Raw genomic sequence first — 23324 nt, forward strand, 5'->3', positions numbered from 1 at the left:
GCGGACAGGGCGGCTGGCGGTTCCGTCAGGCGAAGATCTGGTCGATCTCCGCCGGAGTCAGCAGTCGCCAGTCTCCCGGCGCCAATTCGGCAGGCAAAGCCAGTCCGCCCAGTCTCTCGCGGTGCAGCGCCTCGACGTGATTGCCGACAGCGGCGAACATCCGACGCACCATGTGATAGCGACCCTCGGTCACCGACAGCCGCGCCTCGGTCGGCGACAGGACCTCCAGTTCCGCGGGTTTCAGCGGACGGTCGTCGCCCTCCAGCATCAGTTCGCCCGAGGCGAACAGGGCGACTTCATTCCCGGCCAGCGGCCGCGCCAGCCGGGCGCGATAGACCTTGGCCACATGCTTTTTCGGACTGATCACCCGGTGCAGCAGATCGCCGTCGTCGGTCATGAGCAGCAGGCCCGACGTTTCCTTGTCCAGCCGGCCGATGGTGGAGATCGCCGGGTCCCGCCGACGCCAGCGGGACGGCAGCACGTCATAGACCAGCGCCCCGTCCTCCTTGTGTGAACAGGTCATGCCCAGCGGCTTGTTCAGCAGGATGACGATCCCCTGCGGCGGGTCGAGCGGCCTGCCGTCCACCGTCATGCGTTCGGGCAGGTTTGGCGTCACCGCGATCCGCTTCGACACATCGGTGATCTCGACGCCGTCCAGCTCGATCCCGCCCGCCTTGCCCATCCGCGCCATTTCCTGACGCGAGCCATAGCCCAGCGAGCCCAGAAGCTTGTCGACCCGGGCCGTGGGAGTCTTCATTTCACGGCCTCGAACAGCTTGTAACCGCCCTTGTCCGCGACCATCCGCACCCGCCTGAAGGCGGCGTTCAGCTCGGCCTCGTAGGGCAGGTGCCGGTTGGCGACCAGCCACATCACGCCGCCCTTCTTGAGCATCGCCGCCGCCTTCTGGATGAAGGCCTGCCCCAGTCGCTTGTCCTCGGTCCCGCCGTCATGGAACGGCGGATTGGTGACGATGAACTCAAGATCGCCCGCGGCCTCGAGCGTGCGCACATCAGCCCATTCGAAGGCGGCTCGGGCGTCGGCGACGTTCTTCCTGGCCGCTTCGATGGCCCGCCGGTCGAGATCGATCAATCTCAGAGCCGTGACCTGTGCTGAGCGCAGGGTCACCGTCGCCAGCGCGCCATAGCCGCAGCCCAGATCGGCGCCAGAGCCCTTCATCGGCGGCAGATGGGCGGCCAGAAGGGCCGAGCCCGGATCGATCCTGTCCCACGCGAAGACGCCGGGCTGCGACCACGCCTCCAGCCCCGGAACGATCCGCGGCGCGCCTGCTGCGATCGCCTCGTCCAGCCCCGTGGTCGTCGCCGGCTTCAGTACGACGCAGCGCCGGTGGTGCGCCTTGGCGCTCTCGCCGACCTCGACGCCAAACGCCTCAAGTTCCTTGTTCAGCCGGGACCCGCCCTTGTCCTTGGCCGCCATGACGTCCAGCCGGCCGCCGGTCTTCAGCGCGCGCAGCGCCAGCGCCAGCGTATAGCGCCGCTCCAGCACGCCCGGCGGCGCATAGACCATGATGGCGTCGACCGAACCCTCGGCCACACTCTCAAGCGGGGTCGAGCCCGGGATCAGCGGAGAGGTCTGGGCAGCGTCGCCGGGCGGGTCGAACACCGCCGGAGGGCGGCCATAGAGAAGTGTCGTCATGGCCGCGCTATAGCTGTCTCAGACCGGCGGCGCGACCGCCGTGTCTTCCAGCAGGGCGCGGAAGCGGCGGATGGCCTCGGTCGACAGGGTCTCGTCATAGCGCATGGGCGGCGCAGTCATCGGTTCGTCGAAACTGTGCGTGCCCTCGGCGATCCAGGTCTCCACATCGGCGCCGCAGCCGCGCATCATCTCGTTGATCCGCTCGGCGTTGCGCACGGTGGTCAGGTGATCGCGGCGCGCCACGACCGCCAGCGTCTTCGGACAATGCCGCCACGCCCGCATCCGGTTCAGGGCCAGAAAGCCGACGTAGGGATAGGCCAGGTAGACCGCCTTCACTCCGTCCAGTGATGCGCCTCCCGGATCGACGACGCCCAGCCCTCTCCGGGCCCGGTCCGCGCTCATCGCCTCCATGATGCCCCAGCCGCCGTGGCTCCAGCCCGCCAGCGCAAGCTTGGAGGCGTCCACGTCCCGCCGCCGGGACACGCCGTCCAGAGTGGCCAGCACGTCGCCGGCCCTTTCCCAACCCTGAAAAGCCAGACCCGTGCAGACGGTCATCATGGCGAACTCGCGCGACCAGCCGCGCGGCGCATAGGAATCGACGATAAATGCCCGCCACCCGGCCGCCTTCGCCGCCGCGGCATACTTTGGCAGATGCCCCCGCAGTCCGCCGCAGCCGTGGAACAGCAGCACCGCCGGCCGGGGCCGATCGTCGTCGGGGCCGACCACGACGGTATGCGGCTCAAGCCGGGCCCAGCGCTGCGCGAGAGTGTCCATCAGCGAGCCTTAGCCGTTCGTGCAAACTTCCGGAACGGCGGTCAGTGCCGGAACACCCGCACCCCGGTGAAGGCCATGGCGACGCCCTGTTCGTCGGCGGCGGCGATGACCTCGTCGTCGCGGATCGAGCCGCCGGGCTGGATCACTGCCGTGGCGCCGGCCGCGACCGCTTCCAGCAGGCCGTCAGCGAAGGGGAAAAACGCTTCGGATGCACAGGCCGAACCCTGCGCCAGCGAATGCGCCAGACCCTTCGCTTCCCCCGCCTCCCGCGCCCGGATGGCGGCGATGCGGGCGCTGTCACGGCGATTCATCTGACCGGCGCCGATGCCGGCGGTCTGGCCGTCCTTCGCGTAGACGATGGCGTTGGACTTGACGTGTTTGGCCACGGTGAAGGCGAACAGCATGTCCTCGATCTCCGTGGGCGTCGGCTGGCGGCGCGTGACGATCTTCAGATCGGCGGCGGTCAGGCGCGAGCGGTCGCGGCCCTGCACCAGGAATCCCCCGGCCACCGAGCGGAACACCTCGCCCGACGCCAGCGGATCGGGCAGGCCGTCGGTCAGCAACAGGCGCAAGTTCTTCTTGGCGGCGAAGACGGCCTGGGCCTCCTCGTCGGCACCCGGCGCGATGACGACCTCGGTGAAGATGTCGGTGATCAGTTTCGCGTCGGCGCCCGTCAGCGTCCGGTTGACCGCAATCACCCCGCCGAAGGCCGAGACGGCGTCGCATTCCAGCGCCCGCGCATAGGCTTGGCCCAGATCGTTTCCGACAGCGACGCCGCAGGGGTTGGCGTGTTTGACGATGACGCAGGCCGGACCGTCGAACTCGGCGACCAGCTCATAGGCGGCGTCGGCGTCGGCGATATTGTTGTAGCCCAGTTCCTTGCCCTGCAGCTGACGGGCGTTGGCCACGCCCGGGCGGGCTTCGGAGGTGCGGTAGAAGGCTCCGGACTGGTGCGGGTTCTCGCCATAGCGCAGGGTCTGGGCCAGCGATCCGCTGATCGTCTTGCGCGCCGGGGCGGCGTCCCCGACCTGCCCCGCGAACCATGCCGCGACGGCGGCGTCATAGGCGGCGGTGCGGGCGAAGGCGCGGGCGGCGAGGCGTTTGCGCAGTTCCAGAGTGGTCGCACCGTCGGCCTTCAGCGCCGCCAGCACCTGATCCACCGCGTCCTTGTCGACGCAGACGGCGACATAGCCGTGGTTCTTCGACGCCGAGCGGATCATGGCCGGGCCGCCGATATCGATGTTCTCGACCGCCGCCTCGAAACCGCCGCCCGACGCCACGGTCTGCTCGAACGGATAGAGGTCGATCCAGGCGATATCGATGCCGCCGATGCCGTGCTCGGTCATGGCCGCCGCATGGCTCGGTTCGTCGCGCACGCCCAGTAGGCCGCCGTGCACCACCGGGTGCAGGGTCTTGACCCGCCCGTCCATCATCTCCGGGAAGCCGGTCAGATCGGCCACATCCTTCACCGGCAGGCCGAACCCGGCGATCGCCGCCCGGGTGCCCCCGGTCGAGACCAGTTCAACCCCGGCCTCATGCAACGCCCGGGCCGCCGCCTCCAGCCCCGTCTTGTCGCTCAGCGAGATCAGCGCGCGCTTTGGTGCCACGCGGTCGGGCGCGGGGGGAAAGTCGGGAGCGGCGGGCATGGCGGCGTCCGTGATCTGGAGGTCGGTGAGACGCGCGGGGCTCTAGCACTGTCCGGGGAAGGAGAGAACCGGGGACCGATAGTGAGGGGACAAATGCCGCCCTCAAGTCGGCAATGCGGCTTCCCAAGGCCTTGGGTCGAACGTCGCCTGCGGCCACCGCGCAAGCGTATGGCGCGCTTTCATCTCGACAAAGGCAGGGATGACCCCGCCGGGTCCCGCGCGGAAAATCATCGCGTCTATATCGTCGAATCCCAGTGGCGCGGCGATCTGTAAACTGTCGTCTTCGCCCAATCGGACATTCACCGCATGTACGGTCGCCAGTGCCCGGTTGAGGGCGTCGTCGGCGTCCGCGAGCGCCGGATAGTCGTAGCCGAACCGTGGACCAAACCAGAGGTGGACCCGGGCTTGATTCCGGACCTCGACCTTTTCCGCCAGTGTCTGTGGCAGAAACGTCTTCAGCTGTTTGTCAGCTCGATCCTCAGCCTCCCATGACAGATCGTCGTCGAAATACATGACGTCGTAGTCGCGAACTCCGTATGTGGGCTCGAGCCCGAGGCGACCGTTCCAGATCGTCTGGTAGACCGCGCCGGCGAAGACGGCGCCCTGCGGCAGGGCGCACGATCGGATCGCCGCCAGAACGGTCATGAGCTCGGGGTTAGACTGCAGGCAGAGAATCGGTTCGCGGATCATCCGCAGATAAGAGCGAGATTCTCGTTGCTTTGAAGGTCCGGGGGACGGAAATTCGCTCAACCCAATCGCGAATGAACCGGACCGGCGCGATTTGTCAGGCTGTGAGGACGTTGAAATCGAGAATTACCGGCTCGCGGCCGACTAGCGACAGGAACCGGCGAAACGCCGCCTGATCCAGCGCCGTCGTCGCCGTGTTGGTCAGCGGGTGGAAGTTGACGATGTCCGCGTCCCACAGGGCCTTGTCGAGCACGAAGGTCACCTGACGGTCGACATCGTTGATCAACGCCAGCGCCGTCACCGATCCCGACCGCACGCCCAGGGTCTCGTACATCAGCGTCTCGTTTCCGAAGGACAGCCGGGCCGAGCCGATCCATCTGTCGGCGCGCTTCAGGTCCACCACCGTGTCCTGACGGGCGGAGATCAACCAAAGCCGGCCCTTCTTGTCCTTCAGGAACAGGTTCTTGGTGTGGGCGCCCGGCATCGCGGCCTTGAGCTCAAGCCCCTCCTCGACGCGGAAGACGGCCGGATGGTCGTGCGTCGTCTGGTCGATGCCGCGCTCAACCATCCACGCCAGCAGACGGTCGCGGTCGAACAGGGGCGTGTGCGGCTTGTCTTCGGTCATCGGGCGCAGCTAGGGAGGAGACGTCCCTCGATACCTGCTGGAGCGCGGCCGTGGAATTGGAATGCTATCCGATGTCGGACACGCCGTGCGATATGGTGCCGGGGCGCCAGTCGCGGGACTGGATGGACGTCTTCGCCTCGCGTCACCCCTATCGCTGCCTGCCGTTGAACATGGCCAACACCACGGGCTGGGAGATCCTGTGCCCGATCGGCTTCACCGCCGAATGGAACGGCGGGCCCAGCCAGGCGGACATCGTCATTACGCCGGACCGGCCGGTGGCCAATCTGCAGCACATCGTCACCTCGCACTTCACGCGCGGCGTCCTGACCCTGCACCCGCAATACCTGTTCCGCACCCCGCCGGGCTGGGGCTTGATGTGCTCAGGCGCGCCGAACCATATCAAGGACGGCATCCAGCCGTTGACCGGTCTGATCGAGACCGACTGGCTGCCCTTCCCCTTCACGATGAACTGGCTGTTCACGCGGCCGGGCCGCATCCACTTCGAGAAGGGCGAGGCGTTCTGCTTCATCACCCCGATCCAGCACCGCAGCGCCGAGCAGTTCGATCCGGTCATCCGGACGCTGGAGTCCAATCCGACGATGAAGGGCCAGTTCGACGCCTGGAACCGCGAACGCACCGGCTTCAACCAGCGGCTGGCCAAGGGCGATCCCGAGGCGGCAAAGGAGGCGTGGCAGCGCTTCTACTTCAAGGGCGAAATGCCAGAGGATCTGGGCTCGGCGCCCGCGACGCACAGCAACAAGCGCCGTCTGAAGTCGCCGCGGATCGGATAGAAAAAAGGCCCGTCGCCGGAGCAACGGGCCTTTTGATTACATCGCGCGCGGGACGCGGGGTCCGAGGTTCTGGACCACCTCGCGGGCGTCGAAAGCGTTCGGGTCCTCCGACGGCTTGCGGCCGTTGCCCAGAACGATCTCGGCCGAGGCCTCGAAGCGATCGATCTCGCGAACGTCGAAGTCGCGGCCGAACGGATCGTAGCGCGGGCCCCACGGGCTCCACAGGCCGCGGCGATAGTAGCGCCACGACGGACCCCAGAACGGGCTGTACCGGTCATAATAGAAGGGGTCGGGGCTGGTGGCGTAACGCACGTCGCGGTCGGTCGCCCGGTTCACGGTCGAAAACCAGTCGTGGCCGCTTTCCAGCGTCAGCTCGGCCGCGCGCAGCAGCAGGCTCATCTCGACCTGTTCGCGCGAGGTGACCGAGTTGCCGGCGAAGCTGACGCGGAATCGGTCGGCGTCGACGCGCTGTTCGGCATAGCCATAACGGGTTTCAGGGCCGGCGGGACCATAGGGCGTGGCCGTCGCACAAGCGGACAACGCAAGCGCCGCCGTGGCCGCCATCAGCACGGGTTTGAAGAAGCGGGTCTTCATCGGTGTTCTCCTTGACGCTCCAGAAAGCGCCTTTGCGGGTGAACGGGGCATGAACGGTCCGGTTCCGGTTTCGAACAAGCCCTTATATTCTGGAGATAATAAGTACGGCGGCGGCCAGCAACAGGATGCCGGTCAGAACAGCGAAGCCACGTCGAAAGCGCGGCTGGCTCATCCGCCGGGCCAGCGCCGCCCCACCCAGACCGTAGGCGGACATCGAAATCACGTCCATGCCGATGGTGGCGACCGCGAACAGGGCCAGCTGTGGCGCGGCGGGCCGGTTCACATCCAGAAACGGCGGCAGCACGGCGGTGAAGAACAGGATGGCCTTGGGATTGGCGATCTGGACCATGAAGCCGTCGACGATGGCGCTGCGTCCTAAGCGAATGGTCGGTGCGTGCGGATCAGCTGCAGTGCGGAAAGCCCCGCGCCACGCCTGATATCCCAGCCATGCGACATAGAGCGCCCCGACCAGCGAGATCAGCCGGAACACCTGCGGAAAGGCGACGACCAGCGCGCCCAGACCCAACGCCGCCGCGCCGAACCACACCAGGGTCGCGGCGTTCATTCCGACGACGCCCAGCAGCGCCCCCGCCTTGCCGCGTTCGACGCCGTTGGCGACCGAAAACAGGTTCGCCGGCCCGGGCGTCACGGCCATGACGGCCATGACCCCAAGAAAGGTCAGATACAGATGCGGATCGACAGGCAGGGCCATGACGCCCTGTCAGCCGCGCCGGGCGCTCAGGTCAAGCGGGATCAGTCGCCGCTTTTCGGGGCCGCGAGCTTGCCCTGTTCGGCGCGGGCCTCGTCGATGGCGTCGATCGCCTCGCCGGCCGCGTACTGGGCGACCAGACCCATGGTGGCCATATGCTCGGGATCGTTGGAGGTCCAGGCGCTGTTCTGGGCGATGCCCGCCGCGCCCTGCATCGCGTTGGCCATCGCGCCGGACTCATTCACCTCGGTCATCGCCTCGGCGACGATGGAGCCGATGTCGATCTGGGCCAGAACCTCGACCGCGATCTGGGCGCCGAGCGTCGCGGCCTCGGCGGTGAAGGCGTCGAGGTGTGGCTGGTACTCGCTCCACAGCGAGGCAATTCGCTGTTCACGCTGTTCGGCGGTCAGGGCCTCGTCATCGCAGACGGCGTCGGCGCGCGGGCCGAAGCTCTCCATCTTCTCGCCAAGGATCGCGGCCGCCTGCTCGAGACGCTGCACCGACGGCAGGGCCTCAAGGTCCTCGTCGTCGATATCGACGTCAGGCGCCTCGAACGCCTCTTCACCAGAGCAGACGGAGGCCGCGGTGGGCCGTCCGCCGTCCTGCGCGAAGGCGGGGGCGGCGGGAAGGACCGCGAGAGCGGCGACGAGGGACAGGGCCTTGATCATGGCGGGGATCCTTGGAAAGCCCGCGCAAGGTCCGCCGAACGCCGCTCCGCCTCAAGTGAAATCGCGGTAAGGCGAGCTTACTGGGCTGCGGCCGGGGCGGCGGGCGCCGCGATCACCTTGGCGCGGACCTCGGCCGGAGCGCCCTTCACCTTGGCCATGATCATCGGCCCCATCTGGGTCATCTGGGCGCGCTGCTCTTCCGGCATCGCCGACATCTGGCTGGTCAGGAAGGCGTCCAGCTGGGCGGCGAAGGCGTCGGCGTCCGGCTGGTATTTAGCCTGGATGGCGTCCAGATCGGCGTCGCGTTTGGCGGTGTCCGCGCCGGCGGCGGCGGCGGCGGCCGACATCTCGGACTGCATCGCATCCATCTTAGTCTGGAACTCTTCAGCAACCGCTTCAAACGCGGCTTCGGCGTCGGCGTTTGCGTCGGCTTCAGGGGTCTGGGCGGCGGGTGCGGGGGTCGCGTCCTGAGCGAATACGGGCGAGGCGAGCGTCAGGGTCGCCGCAGCGGCGAGGACAAGGCGAAGGGACATAAGGGAACTCCGGGGGAGGTTGGTGTGGCCGCCCCCTGTTTGGCCCACTTTTGTTAGGTGAGCGAGGATATTCCGTAGCTTGGCCTTACGTGTCGCTATTTCGGGCCGCCCCGCTCGGGTCCCCGCTGATGACATTTGCTTCGTCGCAGGACGGGCTGATTTCGTCTCAGAACCCGGGCCGCCGCGCACTGAAAGACGCCAGGCTGACGTCGTCGATTTTCCTGTCGACAGTCGTTCAGGAGACTTCACATGAAAGTTCTGGTTCTGGCCGCCCTCGCCCTGCTGGCGACACCGGCTCTCGCGCAACAAGCCCCACGACCCGCTGCGCCGGCGGCTGCTGACACGCCGGGCGGAATTCGCGGATTGCGGACCGGCATGGCGGTTATTTCTTCCGACGGCGTCACCGTCGCGAAAACGGCCCATATCTACAACCGCCCTGACTACGGCGCAGAAGACTCCTTCTTCACCAGCGACGTCGGCGTCTTCATGGAGCGCCGCATCCGGGGACGCGAAGCCTATGTCGAGGGCGACACGGTGCGCCTGCGCATGACGGCGGCGCAGTTTCGCGCCCGCCAGCAGAATCCGCCGGGTGAGGATAACGGCGAACGCCGCAACTGAGCTCTTGCGGCTGTGAGTGCGGGAGGGCTCAGCCTTCCCGCGCGTTCCGCTTGCCCAGAACCCGCAGGCGCAGGGCGTTCAGCTTGATGAAGCCCTCCGCGTCGTGATGATCGTAGGCCTGAACGCCTTCCTCGAAGGTGACGAGGTCCTGATCGTACAGACTGTGCGAGCTCTCGCGGCCGATGATCGAGACATTGCCCTTGTAGAGCTTGACCCGAACCACGCCTGACACCTTCGCCTGCGAATGATCGATCGCGGCCTGCAGCATCTCGCGCTCGGGCGAGAACCAGAAGCCGTTGTAGATCATGTGCGCGTATTTGATCGCCAGCTCGTCCTTCAGGTGCATGGCGCCCCGATCCAGCGTGATCGACTCGATGCCGCGGTGGGCGGCCAGCAGGATGGTCCCGCCGGGCGTCTCGTAGACGCCGCGCGACTTCATGCCGACGAAGCGGTTCTCGACGAGGTCGAGACGGCCGACGCCGTTGTCGTGGCCATACTGGTTCAGCGCGGTCAGGATCGTCGCCGGGCTCATCGCCTCGCCGTTGATCGAAACAGCGTCGCCCTTCTCGAAGCCGATGGTGATGACGGTCGGTTGGTCCGGCGCATCTTCCGGCGAGATGGTGCGCTGGTGCACGAACTCGGGGGCCTCGACCGCCGGGTCCTCCAGCACCTTGCCCTCTGACGAGGAGTGCAGAAGGTTGGCGTCGACCGAGAACGGAGCCTCGCCGCGCTTGTCCTTCGAGATCGGGATCTGGTGCTTCTCGGCGAAGTCCAGCAGGGCCTCGCGGCTGCGGAACTCCCACTCGCGCCACGGGGCGATCACGTGGATGTCCGGGTCCAGCGCATAATAGCCCAGCTCGAAGCGGACCTGATCGTTGCCCTTGCCGGTCGCGCCGTGACAGACGGCGTCGGCGCCGACCATTTTCGCGATCTCGATCTGGCGTTTGGCGATCAGCGGGCGGGCGATCGATGTGCCCAGCAGATACTGGCCCTCATAGACGGTGTTGGCGCGGAACATCGGAAAGACGAAGTCGCGCACGAACTCCTCGCGCAGGTCGTCGATGAAGATGTTCTCGGGCTTGATGCCCAGCTTCAGCGCCTTCTCGCGCGCCGGCCCCAGCTCCTCGCCCTGACCCAGATCGGCCGTGAAGGTCACGACCTCGGCGTTATACTCGGTCTGCAGCCACTTGAGGATGATGGAGGTGTCCAGCCCGCCGGAGTAGGCGAGGACGACTTTCTTCGGGGCGGGGACGGACGACGACATGGCTGGATCCTCGGCGAACGCAGGGGGAGGCGTTGTTGCGCGCGCTTAAAGGACCAGACGCCCCGCGATGCAAGGGCCGGATTGGGGCGGGATCAGCCCCAGGGGCCTGCGGGTCGCGAGGGCGTGGTCGGCACGCTGGTCGAGACGGGCCCCGGGGACGCGACCGGAGACACCGGCGGCGGCGTTCGGAAGCCCATCTTTGCGCCCAGATCCATCAGCGCGCGCACGCGGTTGCCGGTGGCCGGATGGGTCGAGAACAGGTTGTCCGCGCCGCGCCCCGCCAGTGGATTGATGATGAACAGCTGCCCGGAGGCGGGATTGCGCTCGGCGGTCATGTTCACGATCCGCTTCGAGTAGGCCTCGATCTTCTGCAGGGCCGACGCCAGCGCCTGCGGATCGCCCGCGATCTCGGCGCCCACGCGGTCGGCCTCGTATTCGCGGGCGCGGCTGATGGCCATCTGCACCAGACCGGCGGCCATGGGCGCGAGGATCATCAGCGCCAGCGTGCCGATGATGCCGCCCGGCCGCTCGCGATCGTCACCGCCGCCAAAGAACAGGGCGAAGTTGGCCAGCGCCGCGATGGCGCCCGCGATGGTAGCGGTGACCGTCATGGTCAGGGTGTCGCGGTTTCTCACATGCGCCAGCTCGTGCGCCATCACGCCCCTGATCTCCTCACGGGTCAGCATGTCCAGCAGGCCGGTGGTGGCGCAGACGGCGGCGTTCTGAGGGTTCCGGCCCGTGGCGAAGGCGTTGGGCTGGTCGTTGGGGATGATGGCGATGGCCGGGCGCGGCATGCTCGCATCGCGCGCCATCTGGACGATGTCGGCCACATAGGTGCGGACCACGGCGTTCGGATGGTTCTCGTCCACCGGCTGGGCCCGATACATGCGCAGCACGATCTTGTCGGCGTTCCAGTAGCTGAACAGGTTCATCCCGCCGGCGATGACCAGCGCGATCAGCATGCCGGTCGGTCCGCCCAGCATGTAGCCCAGCCCGCCGAACAGGGCGGTCAGGGCGGCCAGCAGGGTGAAGGTCTTCAGATGGTTCATCGGTTACGCGAACGTTTGTGGAGCGCTGCAACTTGTGGAGTCGAACGCGGCGCCTCAAGAGACGGGCGCTGTGACCGATGATCCCACCCCCGGCGAAACGCCGCACCCGAACCCCGACACGCCGCACGCCACGCCCGAGCGCGTGATCAGCGAGACCGCGCGTCAGGCTCTCCTCGAAGCCGCCGAACGACGCAGGGCGATGGAGACACAAACGCCTGCGACCGAGCACGGCGGCCCGACCGGACCCGAGCCCACCCGCTACGGCGACTGGGAGAAGAAGGGCCTCGCAGTCGATTTCTGAACCCCGGATTCGCCTGTTCGTGAACAGGCAAAGTTAAATTGCCGCCTCTCAGGGGAAAGCGTCGGCGATCCCACCCCCACGGGCTGAAACCGGGATCGACCTACCCGCGCTACGCGTAAAACCGCTCCGACATACGGAGCCATACCCATGCGTTCGTTCTCTCTCGCCCTCGGGGCGACCCTTCTCACCCTCGTCGTCGTCACGCCCGCGCTCGCAGGCGGACCGACCGGAGGCCACGGCGGTCGTCCGGGTGGCGGCTGCGGGTCCTGCGGCGGCGGACACCGTCCCCCTCCCGGCGGCGGCTGGAACAGCAACGTCAACGTGAACGTCAACAACGTCTCGGCGGTCAGCCATTCGTCGTCCTATGCGAACGCCCGGGCCTACGGCGGCGCCTATGCGGACGCCCGATCCTCACTGAACGCCCGTCTGTACGACACCTCCAGCTATCGCGGCGGCGGTGGCGGCGGCGTCAGCTATGTCGGCAGCGGCGGATACGCCGATGGCGGCGGCGGATACGGCGGCGGCCCGGTCTATGTGGAAGAGCCCTACCGTGGTCCGACCTGCAACACCGGCCCCTACGGCTATGCCGTCACCGGCTTCGGCCGCAACTATCGCCAGCGCCCGTCCTATGGCTGCGGCCGTCAGGAATACCGCTACGAGCAGAGCGGCTACGGGTATTGCGAGGAGCGCTACGAAGAGCGCAGTTCCTACCGCGAGAGCGACTACGAGTATCGCGGGGGCTGCCGTCAGGAGCGCCGCTGCGGCTATGCGCCGGAGCCGGTCTACGTCCAGGCCCCGCCCGTCTATGTGCAGGCGCCGCCGGTCCATGTTCAGGGCCCGCCCGTTCGCGTACAGGCGCCGCCCGTCTACGTCGCGCCGTCGCAGGTCTATGTGGAGCCCTCGCAAGTCTACGTCGAACCGTCGGACGTCTATGTCGAACCGGCCGACGTCCACGTCGCCGCTCCGGACGTTCACGTGCCTGCGCCGGTCGTTCATCTGGCCGAACCGCGCGTCCACATGAGCGAGCCGCGCATCATCCGTCAGCAGGAGGTGCGCATCCGCCAGCCGGAAGTCCGGATCCAGCAGGAGCCGGTCTATGTTCCGGCCCCGGAATACGAGGCGCCGATGACGCCGGACCAGTACTACGCGCAGCCAGACCTGCCGCCGCCGCCTCCGCCGCCCCCGCCTCCGGTGGTGCGTCACGAGCGTCCGGCGCCCCCGCCGGCCCATGACTATCGTCAGGAACCCGGCGAGCGCGGCTGATCCACAAGATCGGGGGGAGCTTGCGGCCGGATCGCCTTGTGCGGTCCGGCCGTTCGTTCGTCTCGCTTCAGGCGATCGACGCCACGATGTCCGCCGCGGCCTGACGCGGATCAGGCGCGCCCACTACCGGTCGGGCCACGACCAGATGGCTGGCCCCGGCCTTCAGCGCGTCGACCGGCGTCGCCACCCGCTGCTGGTCGCCCCTGTCCGCGCCCACAGGGCGAACGCCCGGCGTGACAATCAGGAAATCGGGCCGTCCCGCCTGTGAGACAATCTCGCGGACCCGTGCGGCCTCCAGCGGGCTGGAGACCACGCCGTCGACGCCGCAGTCGAGCGCCTGCCGCACCCGCCGCTCGACCAGATCGGCGGCGGTGTAGCCATAGCCCAGATCGGTGAGGTCCTGATCCGACAGGCTGGTCAGCACCGTCACCGCCAGCAGCTTCGTCTCCGACCCGGCCGCATCCCGGCCCTTGACCGCGCCCGTCATCACCTGCGGCTCGGCATGGACCGTCAGCAGGTCGCAGCCGCCCTCGGCCACGGCGCGGGCCGCGCCTTCGACCTGGGCGCCGATGTCGTGCAACTTCCAGTCCTGAAACACCTGCTTGCCCTCGGCGCGCAGCGCATGGGCGAAGGCGACGCCGCCCGGCCGAGCCAGCAAGGTCAGGCCGATCTTGTAGAAGCTGACCGTCTCGCCCAGCCGCTCCACCATGTCCCGCGCCGCCTCCAGCGAGGGCAGGTCGAGGCCGACGATCAGTCGGGGGTCGCTGGTCCGGGTCATGGCTCGCTCCTGTTTTGGCATTCGGGGCTGGACGCGCGCGCGGGCGTCAGCCTTGATGGCCGCTCAAGCTGATTTGGGGCGAGGACATCTGATGGACGCGGTCGATCTGGGCGTCAACCTGTTCGTGGCCCTGTTCGCACTGGTGGACCCGATCGGCAATGTGCCGATCTTCGCCGCGGCCACCGCCGGAGCCAGCACCCGGCAGAGGCTGTCGGTGGCCGCCCTGATCTGCCTGTTCGCGGCCGCCTTCCTCGCCTTTTTCTTCTTCACCGGCTTGGCTCTGCTGCAGTTCTTCGGCATCTCGCTGGCGGCCTTCCGGATCGCGGGCGGCATCCTCCTGCTGCTGCTGGGTCTCGACATGACGCGGGAGGACTTCCTGAAGTCCTTCACCGATTCCGACAGCGCCCATGACGTCACCGACGTGCGCGGCTACGCCCGGCGTCGCTTCCAGCGGCTGGTCGTGCCCTTCGCCATTCCGCTGATGATCGGGCCCGGCGCCATCTCCACCATCATCATCCAGGCCGGCGAGGCGTCCAAGATCGGCTACGTCGGACAGGTCGCAGGCATGATCGCCATCGGCGCGGCCTGTATCGCCACCTTCTTCTGTTTCGCGGCGACAGGCCCGATCAGCCGGGTGCTGGGCGACGTGGGCATGTCGATCATCGTGCGGGTGCTGGGCCTGATCCTCTGCGCCCTGGCCATCCAATTCATCCTGCTGGGTCTGTCCGAGGCCATTCCGGGCATGATCAGCTCGGGCGTCACCACCCCCTATCCGACCGGCGGTCATTGACGGTTTCCCGTCGCGTCCGACCGACCTATATGAAGCGCGGCGGTTGACCGGATCGCCCAGACCCCTGCGCCTCCCCGCGCCCCGTTCAGAGAGACCCGCCATGGCCGAAGCCGCATCCTATGACGTCGTGATCATCGGCGGCGGGCCCGGCGGCTATAACGCGGCGATCCGCGCCGGCCAGCTGGGCCTGAAGGCTGCGTGCATCGAGATGCGCGAGACGCTGGGCGGCACCTGCCTGAACGTCGGCTGCATGCCGTCCAAGGCCCTGCTACACGCGTCGGAGCTCTATGAGGCCGTAATGAAGGAGTTTCCGACGCTGGGCATCGACGTCGGCGCGCCGAAGCTGAACCTCGGCCAGATGATGGCCCAGAAGGCCGACAGCGTTGGCGCCCTGACCAAGGGCATCGAATTCCTGTTCAAGAAGAACAAGGTCGAATGGATCAAGGGCAAGGGCCGCATCACCGGCCCCGGCGCCGTCGAGGTGACCGCCACCGACGGGTCGAAATCCACGCTCGCCGCGAAGAATATCGTCATCGCCACCGGCTCGGAGCCCACCCCGCTGCCCGGCGTGGACTTCGTCGAAGGCAAGGTCGTCGACTCGACCGGCGCCCTCTCGCTTCCCGCCGTGCCGAAGAAGCTGATCGTGGTCGGCGCCGGCATCATCGGCCTCGAGCTCGGCTCGGTCTGGCGGCGTCTGGGCGCCGAGGTGACCGTGGTCGAATTCCTCGACCGCATCACGCCCGGCATGGACAAGGATGTCGCGACCGCCTTCCAGCGCGCCCTGACCAAACAGGGCATGACGTTCAAGCTGGGCGCCAAGGTCACCGCCGCGAAGACCGGCAAGGACGGCGTCGAACTGACCGTCGAACCGGCCGCCGGCGGGACCGCCGAAACCCTGAAGGGCGATGTCGTTCTGGTCGCCATCGGCCGACGCCCCTACACCGACGGCCTTGGCCTCGAGAACGTGGGCGTCACCCCGGACAAGCGCGGCTTCATCGCCAACGACCATTTCAAGGCCGGGACCGGCGGCGTCTGGGTCATCGGCGACGTGACTCACGGCCCGATGCTGGCTCACAAGGCCGAGGAAGACGCCGTCGCGGCCATCGAGCTGATCGCCGGCAAGGCGGGCCACGTCGACTACGATCTGGTGCCCAGCGTCGTCTACACCGCCCCGGAAGTGGCCTGGGTCGGCAAGACCGAGGACCAGCTGAAGGAGGCCGGCGTCGCCTACAAGGCCGGCAAATTCCCCTTCACCGCCAACAGCCGAGCCAAGATCAATCACGAGACCGATGGCTTCGTGAAGGTGCTGGCGGACGCGACCACCGACAAAATCCTCGGCGTGCACATCCTCGGCCCGCAGGCCGGCGAGATGATCGGCGAGGCCTGCGTGGCCATGGCCTTCGGCGGCGCGGCCGAGGACATCGCCCGCATCTGCCACCCGCACCCGACCCGGTCGGAAGCCGTCAAACAGGCAGCCATGGGCGTCGACAACTGGACGATGCAGGCCTGATCGTCAGCCTGCTCCGGGCGCGGCCCGGCGCAGGCCGCTGAACTGCATCTGGCCCCGCCCGAAATCGAGGGTGATCTTCCGGAAGCGATAGAGGATGTCCGCGCCCAGCAGCAGGGCGGGGCGATCGGCAAGGCCCAGCGTCGAGAAGGCGTGAAGATCCGCGAACAGCACTTCGGCCCCGCCCAGTCGATGCTGGCCCAGCCGCAGGTCGGCTATCCGCCCGCGCGCGACCACCGGAATCTCGCCGGTGACGCCCTTGATGACGGTCTGGTCCAGCCGCTCCCACTGCCCGCCCAGCAGCGTCCGCAGCGCCAGATTGCCGATCGAATACTGGGCGCCGGAATCCACGAAGGCTTCGACAGGCGTTCCGTTGGCTCGTGCGGAGGTCAGGATCAGCTGACCCGATACGTCGCGCCGGGCCCCGATCATCTGGTTGGTCAGTCGCGTCCCCGCGGATCCTGACGAAGCGAACGGCGTACTGGCGGCCGCCACGCTCATGCTGATCCGTCTGCGATCCATCTCCACCTCGATGCGGAACTGGCTGAGCACATCGAGCCCGATCAGGCCGTCGGCGGCGATATCGGCGCGCGGAAAGACCGGGGCGGTGAGGCCGGTGAACGTTCGACCGGCGATCATCGCCCGACCGATCCGCACCGTGGGCGCGATCCGGGCGGCAGTCAGGCCATGCACCATGACCCGGGGCCCTGCGGGCAGTCCCAGAGACGTGGCCAGCTCCGTCGAGACGACTGTCCTCTCCGCTCCGGTATCCAGCACAAACGCCCCCGCCCGCCTTCGGTCCAGTTCGACGTCCAGCGACATCCGCGTCAGCAGATTGGCCGCCAGCCGCGCCTCTTCCGGCAGGGGAACCGCCGTCTCCGGCCCAGGCGCCGCCGGCTCCTGGCCGCCGGTCAGCCCTGTCGTCGCCAGCCCAAAAAGACCGGCGGTCGCGATGCGACGGGTCAGGGCCGAAGGCCGACGATCCACTCCCGCCTCCCCGCGGTTGAACAGGGAGCCTAGGCCCGGAGATGGCGGATTGGCGAGTCCATGCCGAGTCTGCGGCCCCGAGTTCGACGAACCTCGTCTCCGGAGCTTGAACGCCCGTGCGTGACCGTTATGGTTGTCACGCAACTTCGGGGGAATGATGCGGAAGTTCACGAGCACAATCGGACTGATCGCCCTTTGCATGGCGGCGATCCCGGCGTCGGGCCATGCCCAGACCGCGCCTGTCGAGGCCTACGCGGCCCTGCCCGCGATCGACAGCGTCGCGGTCTCACCAGACGGATCCTCTCTCGCCTATCTCCGGCGCGGTAGCGACGGCGTTTCCGTCATCGCCCAGGCAAGAACGGGCGAGCCGCTCGTCACCATCGACGTCAGCGACCGCGTCGCGCGCGGCGTATTCTGGGCGTCGCCGGACCACGTCGTGATTTCCAGCACGGTCAACGACAAGCTTCCCTACACGACCAAGGCCCAGCTCTATCAGCAACTGGACATCGTCAACGTCCGGACCCGTCGGGTGGCGCGCGCGCTGCGAAGCGCCGACAAGGCGATCCTGACAGCCAACTTCGGGCCTCCGACGATAGGGACGTGGCGAGGCGAACCGGTGATGTTCCTTCGCACCTACACGGTGGAGAACAGCGCCTGGACTTACGACGTCTACCGCGTGAACCTCGATGACGGCCGCGGCCGGCTGCACCAGACGGGCGCCGAAGACACGCGCGGCTATGTCGTCTCGCGCACGGGCGAGGTCGTGGCGCGCTCGACCTACGACGACCGGACGGGGCTCTGGCGGCTGCTGGCCGCCAACGGAGCGAACTGGCGCGAACTGCTGTCCCGCCGGAGCCTCCTCGACCCGCCTGCGATGCTCGGATTCGGGCGTACCCGGGACACTATTCTCGTTCAGGAGGACCGCGACGAGGGGCCGGTGGTGTTCGAGGTCGCCCTGTCCGACGGCGCCGAAACCGTGCTCGAGGATGCGGCGGCGGCCGAAACCATCGTCCGCGACAGCGAGGGATTGATGATCGGGGTCGGGCTGCAGGGCCTGACCCGATCTTACCGTCTTTTCGACCCGGCGCTGCAGGCCAACTGGCAGACCCTCGAAACCGGCCTTCCCGGCCGACAGCTGACTCTGTCCGACAGCAGCGACGACAACAAGGTCCTGGTCTTCCACTCCGAGGGCGCCGGCGATCCGGGCGCCGCCTATGTTTTCGACGACGCGCGGCGCAGTGTCAGTCTGGTCGGTCGGGCCTATCCGTCGCTTCAGCCGTCCGATGTCGGACAGGTCAGCGTGGTGCGGTATCGCGCCGCCGACGGGATGGAGCTGTTCGGCTATCTGACCCGTCCCTCGACCGGTTCGACCAACCTGCCGCTCATCCTGATGCCGCACGGCGGGCCCGCCTCCCGTGACTCGGCGGGCTTCGACTGGTGGGCGCAGGCCATGGCTTCCAGAGGCTATGCTGTTTTCCAGCCGCAGTTCCGCGGATCCGACGGCTTTGGACATGAGCTTCTGGAAGCCGGTTACGGCGAATACGGCCGCAAGATGCAGACCGACCTGTCGGACGCGGTGCGCCACCTCGCCTCGGCCGGCGTCATCGATCCCGCCCGGGTCTGCATTGTCGGTGCCAGCTATGGCGGTTACGCCGCCCTCGCCGGAATGACGCTCGATTCAGGCGTCTATCGTTGCGCGGTCTCCGTCGCCGGCGTGTCGGACCTGCCTGTGAAGCTGATGAGAGAGCGGCAGAGCGGCGGTCAGGCCCGCTACAACCCCGCCATGCGCTACTGGCAGCGATTCATGGGCGTCGACGACGACCAGGCGCCGCTTCTCGCCGAGCTTTCACCCTCGCGTCTCGCCGATCGCGTGCAGGGGCCCATCCTTCTGATTCACGGGCGGGACGACACGGTCGTTCCGTTCGAGCAGAGCGAGATCATGGCGACCGCGCTGCGACGGGCCGGCAAGCCCGTGGAGCTGATCGCTCTCAACGGGGAGGACCATTATCTGACCTTCGCGGCGACGCGGCGACAGATGTTGGTCGAGAGTCTGAAATTCCTTGAACTTCACAACCCGCCAAATTGAGACCACGCTTGCCTTTGAACGCCGCTTCGAATAGAAGCCGCGCCTTCGCGTACCGAACCGCCGGGCGAACAGGCATGCCTGGGCGGTTCTTAATCAGGGAAACCATCCGTGGGCTCAAGCAGCCGACAGGCGGGAGCCCACTCAAAAGAGTGAGATGAAAATGCCCAAACTGAAGACGAAGTCTGGCGCCAAGAAGCGCTTCAAATTCACGGCGACTGGCAAGGTCAAGGCCGGCGTAGCTGGCAAGCGTCACCGCTTGATCAGCCACAACAGCAAATACATCCGCCAGAACCGCGGCACCTCGGTCATGGCCGACGCCGACGCCAAGAAGATCAAATCCTACATGCCGTACGCCTGATCGGCGCGCGAGACGGACTGACCTTTCACCGCATACGAATTTGAATCGCGTCCCCTCAAGCCGCCGAACGCCGCGCGCGAGGCGATAGGGGACAAAGAAGAAGGATAGCGACATGGCTCGCGTCACCCGGGGCGTAACGTCCCACGCCAAACACAAGAAGGTTCTGAAGCAGGCCAAGGGCTTCTACGGCCGCCGCAAGAACACCATCCGCACCGCCAAGGCCGCCGTCGATCGCGCCGGCCAGTACGCCTACCGCGACCGCCGCACCAAGAAGCGCAATTTCCGCGCCCTGTGGATCCAGCGCATCAACGCCGCCGCCCGCGTCGAAGGCTTCACCTACTCGCAGTTCATGCACGGTCTGGACAAGGCCGGGATCGAGCTGGATCGCAAGGTCCTCGCCGCCATGGCCGCCGACGAGGCCGGCTTCAAGGCGATCGCCGAAAAGGTCCGCGCCGCTCTGGCGTAAGCCGTCAGGCATCGAAGTTTGTAAAAGCCCTCCGGCCCACGCCCGGGGGGCTTTTTCGTTGTTCAAAAGCCGCAGGCCTCAAACGACTTGAGATTGCGCGCGGTCGTGCGATGGTGACGCCCTGAAGTCTGGTCGGGGGTCTGGATTGCGTTCTGTCGTCAAGGTCGGCCTCGCCGCCGCGTTGCTCATCGCCACGGTTTTCGCGGCTCCCGTTCTCGCCTTGCCGCAGGAAAGCGCCGCCCGCGCGGTCGAGCCTCCGCCCCTGACGGCCTACGGCGCCCTGCCGTCTCTCGAGATGATCGCGCTGTCGTCGTCCGGTCGGCGCATGGCCTTCATCACCGTCGTGGGGGAAACCCGCATTCTCGCTGTGGTGGACCTGACGACCAATGCAAAGCTGGGCAACGTCGGCGTGGGCGCGGCCAAGATCCGCGATCTGCGGTGGATCGGCGAGGATCGGGTGATGATCGTCTCGTCGTCCACAGAGTCCCTGCCCTTCCTCGGCATCGAGAAGGAAGAGCTCTACGTCGGCCAGGTCTACGATCCGGCCACGACCCGGATCGTCAGCATGCTGACGCCCAACCGCGACCTGTTCCCTGTGCTCATGGGACCGGCCCATATCATCGAGGGGGACGCCTCCAACGTGCTGGTCCGGGCGCATTCGTTCGAGGACCCCGGCGGTCTGGACCTCTATCGTGTCGATCCCCGTACCGGCCGCGCCCGGGTGTCGGAACGCATGAGCCGCGATGTCGATGACTATGTGCTGGATCCCAACGGGCGTTCGGTGGCGCGCGGGCGCTATGACCAGCGGTCGAAGTCGTGGAGCCTGCACCTGCGTCAGGGCGAGACGTTTCGCGAGACCTGGCGCACCGACGCCCCGATCGACATCCCCTATTTGCTCGGCCTCGGCATGAACGGCGAAAGCGTGGTCATCGCCGCGGACAGGCCCGACATGAGCCGCGAGGGCCGCGAGGACGCCCGCTTCTTCGACGTAAATCTCGAGACCGGCGCCTGGCGTCCGCTCCGGTTCGAGTTCCGGCCCAGCGCCCTGCTGTTCCATCCCTTGACCCACCGCATGATCGGGGCCTCCCGGACGGAAGAAGACGGCACGCACTACGTCTTCTTCGAGGAGGCGTCGGGAACCCTCTGGGCGGCCGTCGAACAGGCCTTTCCGGGCCAGTCCCCCCGGCTGGTCGCCTGGAGCGACGACCTGAGCACCGCCGTCGTCTTCACTAGCGGCGTCAGGGATTCCGGCTCCTACCACCTGATTGACCTCGAGGACGGATCGATCCGTCCCGTGGGCGACGCCTACAAGGCGATCACCCCCGATCAGGTCGCCACCATCACGCCCATCTCCTACGCGGCCGCCGACGGGCTGGAGATTCACGGCTACCTCACGGTCCCGGCGGGTCGCGAGGCGAAGGATCTGCCGCTCGTCGTGCTGGCCCACGGCGGGCCCGCCGCCCGCGACGTGATGGAGTTCGACTGGTGGTCGCAGGCGCTGGCGTCGCGCGGATATGCGGTGCTGCAGGCCAATTTCCGCGGCTCGACCGGCTACGGCCGGGACTTTCTCGAGGCGGGCTATGGCGAGTGGGGTCGCAAGATGCAGACCGACCTGTCCGACGGCGTCCGTCATCTCGCCGGGGAGGGCGTGATCGATCCCGAGCGGGTCTGCATCGTGGGAGCCAGCTATGGCGGTTACGCCGCCCTCGCCGGACCGACGCTGGATCGCGGCGTCTATCGCTGTGCGGTGTCGGTCGCGGGCGTCTCGGACCTGCGGCGCATGGTCGAGCATGAAGCCTTGCAGGGTGCGCGCCGCGATAACGACACCGTCCGTTACTGGAACCGCTTCATGGGTGCCGAGCGGCTGGGCGACCGGTCGCTGGATGATCGTTCTCCGGCGCGGCTGGCGGATCAGGTCGACGCGCCGATCCTCCTGATGCATGGACGCGACGACACCGTCGTGCCGATCGAGCAGAGCCGGGTCATGGTCGCCGCCCTGCGCCGGGCGAACAAGCCGCACGAGTTCATCGAGCTGGACGGCGAGGATCACTGGCTGTCGCGCACCGAGACCCGCCAGCGCATGCTGACCGAGACCGTTCGTTTTCTTCAGGTCCACAACCCCGTCGACTGAGGCGGCCTGGCGCGGCTAGGCTGCCGGCATGATGCGCCGTGTCCTCTCCCTCGCCTGCGCCGTCCTGCTGCTGGGCGCCGTTCCCGCGCTGGCGCAGAACCGTCAGGTCGCCGTCACCTTCGACGACCTGCCCTATCAGGCCCCTGACGAGGTCCTCTGCGACCCCGACGCGGCGATGCGGTTGACGCAGAACTTCGTCGACATGCTACGGCCGTTGGACACGATGGCGGCGGTCTTCGTCAACGAGGGCAAGGTCTGCGAGGCGCAACGACCGACGCTGCTGCCGGCCATCCTGAACGTCTGGCTCGACGCCGGGCTGGACCTTGGCAATCACACCTTCACCCACATCAATATCCACCAGAACACCGTCGAGACCTATCTCGCCGATGTTGACCGGGGCGCGGAGATCAGCCGGCCCCTGCTGGCGGGGCGGGGCAGGTCACTGACGTACTTCCGCCACCCCTATCTGTTCGCGGGTGAGACGCCGGAGAAGAAGGCGGCTATCGCGGCCGGGCTGGCCGAGCGGGGCTATACGATCGCCCCCGTCACCATCGACAACAACGACTGGATGTTCGCCGGCGTCTATCGCAAGGCCGAGGCGGCGGGCGACGAGGCCCTGAAGCGCCGGATCGGCGAGGCCTATGTGGCCCACATGACCGCCGTGCTGGATCACTGGGAGCCCTACAGCGCCGAGGTGACGGGCGGGCGCGAGCCGGCGCAGGTGCTGCTGCTTCACGCCAACAGCCTGAATCAGGACTGGTATCCGCAGATTCACGCCCTCTATCTGGCGCGCGGCTATCGCTTCATCCCGCTGGACGAGGCCCTTCGCGACCCGATCTACCAGCATGCGGATAGCTATGTGCGCGCCGCCGGCGTCAGCTGGCTGCACCGCTGGACCTTCACCGACGGCCGCCCGATCCGCTGGGAGCCGGAGCCGCCGCAGTGGATCCGTGATATCTATGAGGGCCGAACTTCGGTTCCCGCCACGGACTGACAGGCTACGCCGGGGATGACGAACGGCGCACGGGCCGCTAGATGCAGCCCGT

The 23324-nt window shown here is 67.4% G+C and carries 25 protein-coding genes; 11 read left to right on the forward strand and 14 right to left on the reverse strand.

From position 1 onward, the window contains the following. Positions 1–25: 25 nt before the first annotated feature. The 6 genes from ACIQC9_RS12185 to ACIQC9_RS12210 all read right to left on the reverse strand — a co-directional run bounded on the left by ACIQC9_RS12185 (position 26) and on the right by ACIQC9_RS12210 (position 5385). Positions 26–757 carry a pseudouridine synthase gene (locus tag ACIQC9_RS12185; RefSeq protein ID WP_400616204.1) on the reverse strand — a complete coding sequence of 244 codons (732 nt, stop codon included), beginning with the start codon at positions 755–757 and terminating at the stop codon, positions 26–28. Then, on the reverse strand, positions 754–1653 hold the full coding sequence (locus ACIQC9_RS12190) for a class I SAM-dependent methyltransferase (protein WP_400616206.1): 900 nt from the start codon (positions 1651–1653) through the stop codon (positions 754–756). Before ACIQC9_RS12190 ends, ACIQC9_RS12185 begins: the two co-directional genes overlap by 4 nt. Before the next feature lie 18 nt (positions 1654–1671). Further along, a complete protein-coding gene (locus ACIQC9_RS12195; protein ID WP_400616208.1) occupies positions 1672–2427 on the reverse strand; it encodes a dienelactone hydrolase family protein in 756 nt (251 codons plus the stop codon). Between the two features lie 41 nt (positions 2428–2468). Continuing rightward, positions 2469–4073 (reverse strand): bifunctional phosphoribosylaminoimidazolecarboxamide formyltransferase/IMP cyclohydrolase, encoded by a 1605-nt coding sequence (gene purH / locus ACIQC9_RS12200; RefSeq protein WP_400616211.1) that lies wholly within the window; start codon positions 4071–4073, stop codon positions 2469–2471. Between the two features lie 102 nt (positions 4074–4175). After that, a complete protein-coding gene (locus ACIQC9_RS12205; protein WP_400616213.1) occupies positions 4176–4763 on the reverse strand; it encodes a nucleotidyltransferase family protein in 588 nt (195 codons plus the stop codon). 94 nt (positions 4764–4857) lie between these two features. Further along, the gene (locus tag ACIQC9_RS12210; protein WP_400616215.1) at positions 4858–5385 is read right to left on the reverse strand and encodes a prolyl-tRNA synthetase associated domain-containing protein; all 528 of its coding nucleotides are present in this window, start codon (positions 5383–5385) and stop codon (positions 4858–4860) included. 50 nt (positions 5386–5435) lie between these two features. On the opposite strand from ACIQC9_RS12210, the gene ACIQC9_RS12215 reads away from it, so the two are divergent. Next, complete coding sequence (locus ACIQC9_RS12215; RefSeq protein WP_400616217.1) at positions 5436–6176, forward strand: DUF6065 family protein; 741 nt, start codon at positions 5436–5438, stop codon at positions 6174–6176. Positions 6177–6212: 36 nt separating this feature from the next. On the opposite strand, the gene ACIQC9_RS12220 is transcribed toward ACIQC9_RS12215, so the two are convergent. The 4 genes from ACIQC9_RS12220 to ACIQC9_RS12235 form a co-directional block, all read right to left on the reverse strand. Next, on the reverse strand, positions 6213–6770 hold the full coding sequence (locus ACIQC9_RS12220; protein ID WP_400616220.1) for a CC0125/CC1285 family lipoprotein: 558 nt from the start codon (positions 6768–6770) through the stop codon (positions 6213–6215). Positions 6771–6852: 82 nt separating this feature from the next. Next, complete coding sequence (locus ACIQC9_RS12225) at positions 6853–7482, reverse strand: LysE family translocator (RefSeq protein WP_400616223.1); 630 nt, start codon at positions 7480–7482, stop codon at positions 6853–6855. Between the two features lie 41 nt (positions 7483–7523). Beyond that, positions 7524–8147, reverse strand: coding sequence for a hypothetical protein (locus ACIQC9_RS12230; protein ID WP_400616226.1), 624 nt, complete (start codon positions 8145–8147; stop codon positions 7524–7526). Positions 8148–8224: 77 nt separating this feature from the next. Continuing rightward, positions 8225–8680 carry a hypothetical protein gene (locus tag ACIQC9_RS12235; RefSeq protein WP_400616228.1) on the reverse strand — a complete coding sequence of 152 codons (456 nt, stop codon included), beginning with the start codon at positions 8678–8680 and terminating at the stop codon, positions 8225–8227. A gap of 249 nt (positions 8681–8929) precedes the next feature. Here ACIQC9_RS12235 and ACIQC9_RS12240 point away from each other — a divergent pair, with 249 nt between their 5' ends. Further along, positions 8930–9298, forward strand: coding sequence for a hypothetical protein (locus ACIQC9_RS12240; RefSeq protein ID WP_400616230.1), 369 nt, complete (start codon positions 8930–8932; stop codon positions 9296–9298). A 28-nt stretch (positions 9299–9326) separates the two neighbouring features. Here ACIQC9_RS12240 and ACIQC9_RS12245 read toward each other — a convergent pair whose 3' ends face one another. Then, entirely contained in the window at positions 9327–10562 is a 1236-nt protein-coding gene (locus tag ACIQC9_RS12245; RefSeq protein WP_400616232.1) for an argininosuccinate synthase, read from the reverse strand. A gap of 92 nt (positions 10563–10654) precedes the next feature. Continuing rightward, complete coding sequence (gene htpX / locus ACIQC9_RS12250) at positions 10655–11611, reverse strand: zinc metalloprotease HtpX (RefSeq protein ID WP_400616234.1); 957 nt, start codon at positions 11609–11611, stop codon at positions 10655–10657. Positions 11612–11681: 70 nt separating this feature from the next. Here htpX and ACIQC9_RS12255 point away from each other — a divergent pair, with 70 nt between their 5' ends. Both ACIQC9_RS12255 and ACIQC9_RS12260 read left to right on the forward strand, forming a co-directional pair. Next, positions 11682–11912, forward strand: a complete 231-nt coding sequence (locus ACIQC9_RS12255) for a DUF1674 domain-containing protein (protein WP_400616236.1) — start codon at positions 11682–11684, stop codon at positions 11910–11912. 147 nt (positions 11913–12059) lie between these two features. After that, positions 12060–13175, forward strand: a complete 1116-nt coding sequence (locus tag ACIQC9_RS12260) for a hypothetical protein (RefSeq protein ID WP_400616239.1) — start codon at positions 12060–12062, stop codon at positions 13173–13175. Between the two features lie 67 nt (positions 13176–13242). Here ACIQC9_RS12260 and pyrF read toward each other — a convergent pair whose 3' ends face one another. Next, positions 13243–13953, reverse strand: a complete 711-nt coding sequence (gene pyrF, locus ACIQC9_RS12265; protein WP_400616242.1) for an orotidine-5'-phosphate decarboxylase — start codon at positions 13951–13953, stop codon at positions 13243–13245. 91 nt (positions 13954–14044) lie between these two features. Here pyrF and ACIQC9_RS12270 point away from each other — a divergent pair, with 91 nt between their 5' ends. Next, complete coding sequence (locus ACIQC9_RS12270) at positions 14045–14743, forward strand: MarC family protein (protein WP_400616244.1); 699 nt, start codon at positions 14045–14047, stop codon at positions 14741–14743. A gap of 100 nt (positions 14744–14843) precedes the next feature. Continuing rightward, positions 14844–16253 (forward strand): dihydrolipoyl dehydrogenase, encoded by a 1410-nt coding sequence (lpdA, locus tag ACIQC9_RS12275; RefSeq protein ID WP_400616246.1) that lies wholly within the window; start codon positions 14844–14846, stop codon positions 16251–16253. A gap of 3 nt (positions 16254–16256) precedes the next feature. Here lpdA and ACIQC9_RS12280 read toward each other — a convergent pair whose 3' ends face one another. After that, positions 16257–17237: a retroviral-like aspartic protease family protein gene (locus ACIQC9_RS12280; protein WP_400616248.1), complete on the reverse strand. Its 981-nt coding sequence runs from the start codon at positions 17235–17237 to the stop codon at positions 16257–16259. A 157-nt stretch (positions 17238–17394) separates the two neighbouring features. On the opposite strand from ACIQC9_RS12280, the gene ACIQC9_RS12285 reads away from it, so the two are divergent. From ACIQC9_RS12285 to ACIQC9_RS12305, 5 genes are all read left to right on the forward strand, one after another. Then, positions 17395–19323, forward strand: a complete 1929-nt coding sequence (locus ACIQC9_RS12285) for an alpha/beta hydrolase family protein (RefSeq protein ID WP_400616250.1) — start codon at positions 17395–17397, stop codon at positions 19321–19323. A gap of 160 nt (positions 19324–19483) precedes the next feature. Next, positions 19484–19681: a 50S ribosomal protein L35 gene (rpmI, locus tag ACIQC9_RS12290; protein ID WP_003166435.1), complete on the forward strand. Its 198-nt coding sequence runs from the start codon at positions 19484–19486 to the stop codon at positions 19679–19681. Between the two features lie 112 nt (positions 19682–19793). Further along, a complete protein-coding gene (rplT, locus tag ACIQC9_RS12295) occupies positions 19794–20147 on the forward strand; it encodes a 50S ribosomal protein L20 (RefSeq protein WP_400616252.1) in 354 nt (117 codons plus the stop codon). Between the two features lie 145 nt (positions 20148–20292). Further along, entirely contained in the window at positions 20293–22278 is a 1986-nt protein-coding gene (locus ACIQC9_RS12300; RefSeq protein WP_400616254.1) for an alpha/beta hydrolase family protein, read from the forward strand. Between the two features lie 28 nt (positions 22279–22306). Next, positions 22307–23272, forward strand: coding sequence for a polysaccharide deacetylase family protein (locus tag ACIQC9_RS12305; RefSeq protein WP_400616256.1), 966 nt, complete (start codon positions 22307–22309; stop codon positions 23270–23272). Positions 23273–23324: the final 52 nt, after the last annotated feature.

This window comes from Brevundimonas sp. NPDC092305 (assembly GCF_044755415.1).
Lineage (GTDB): Bacteria > Pseudomonadota > Alphaproteobacteria > Caulobacterales > Caulobacteraceae > Brevundimonas.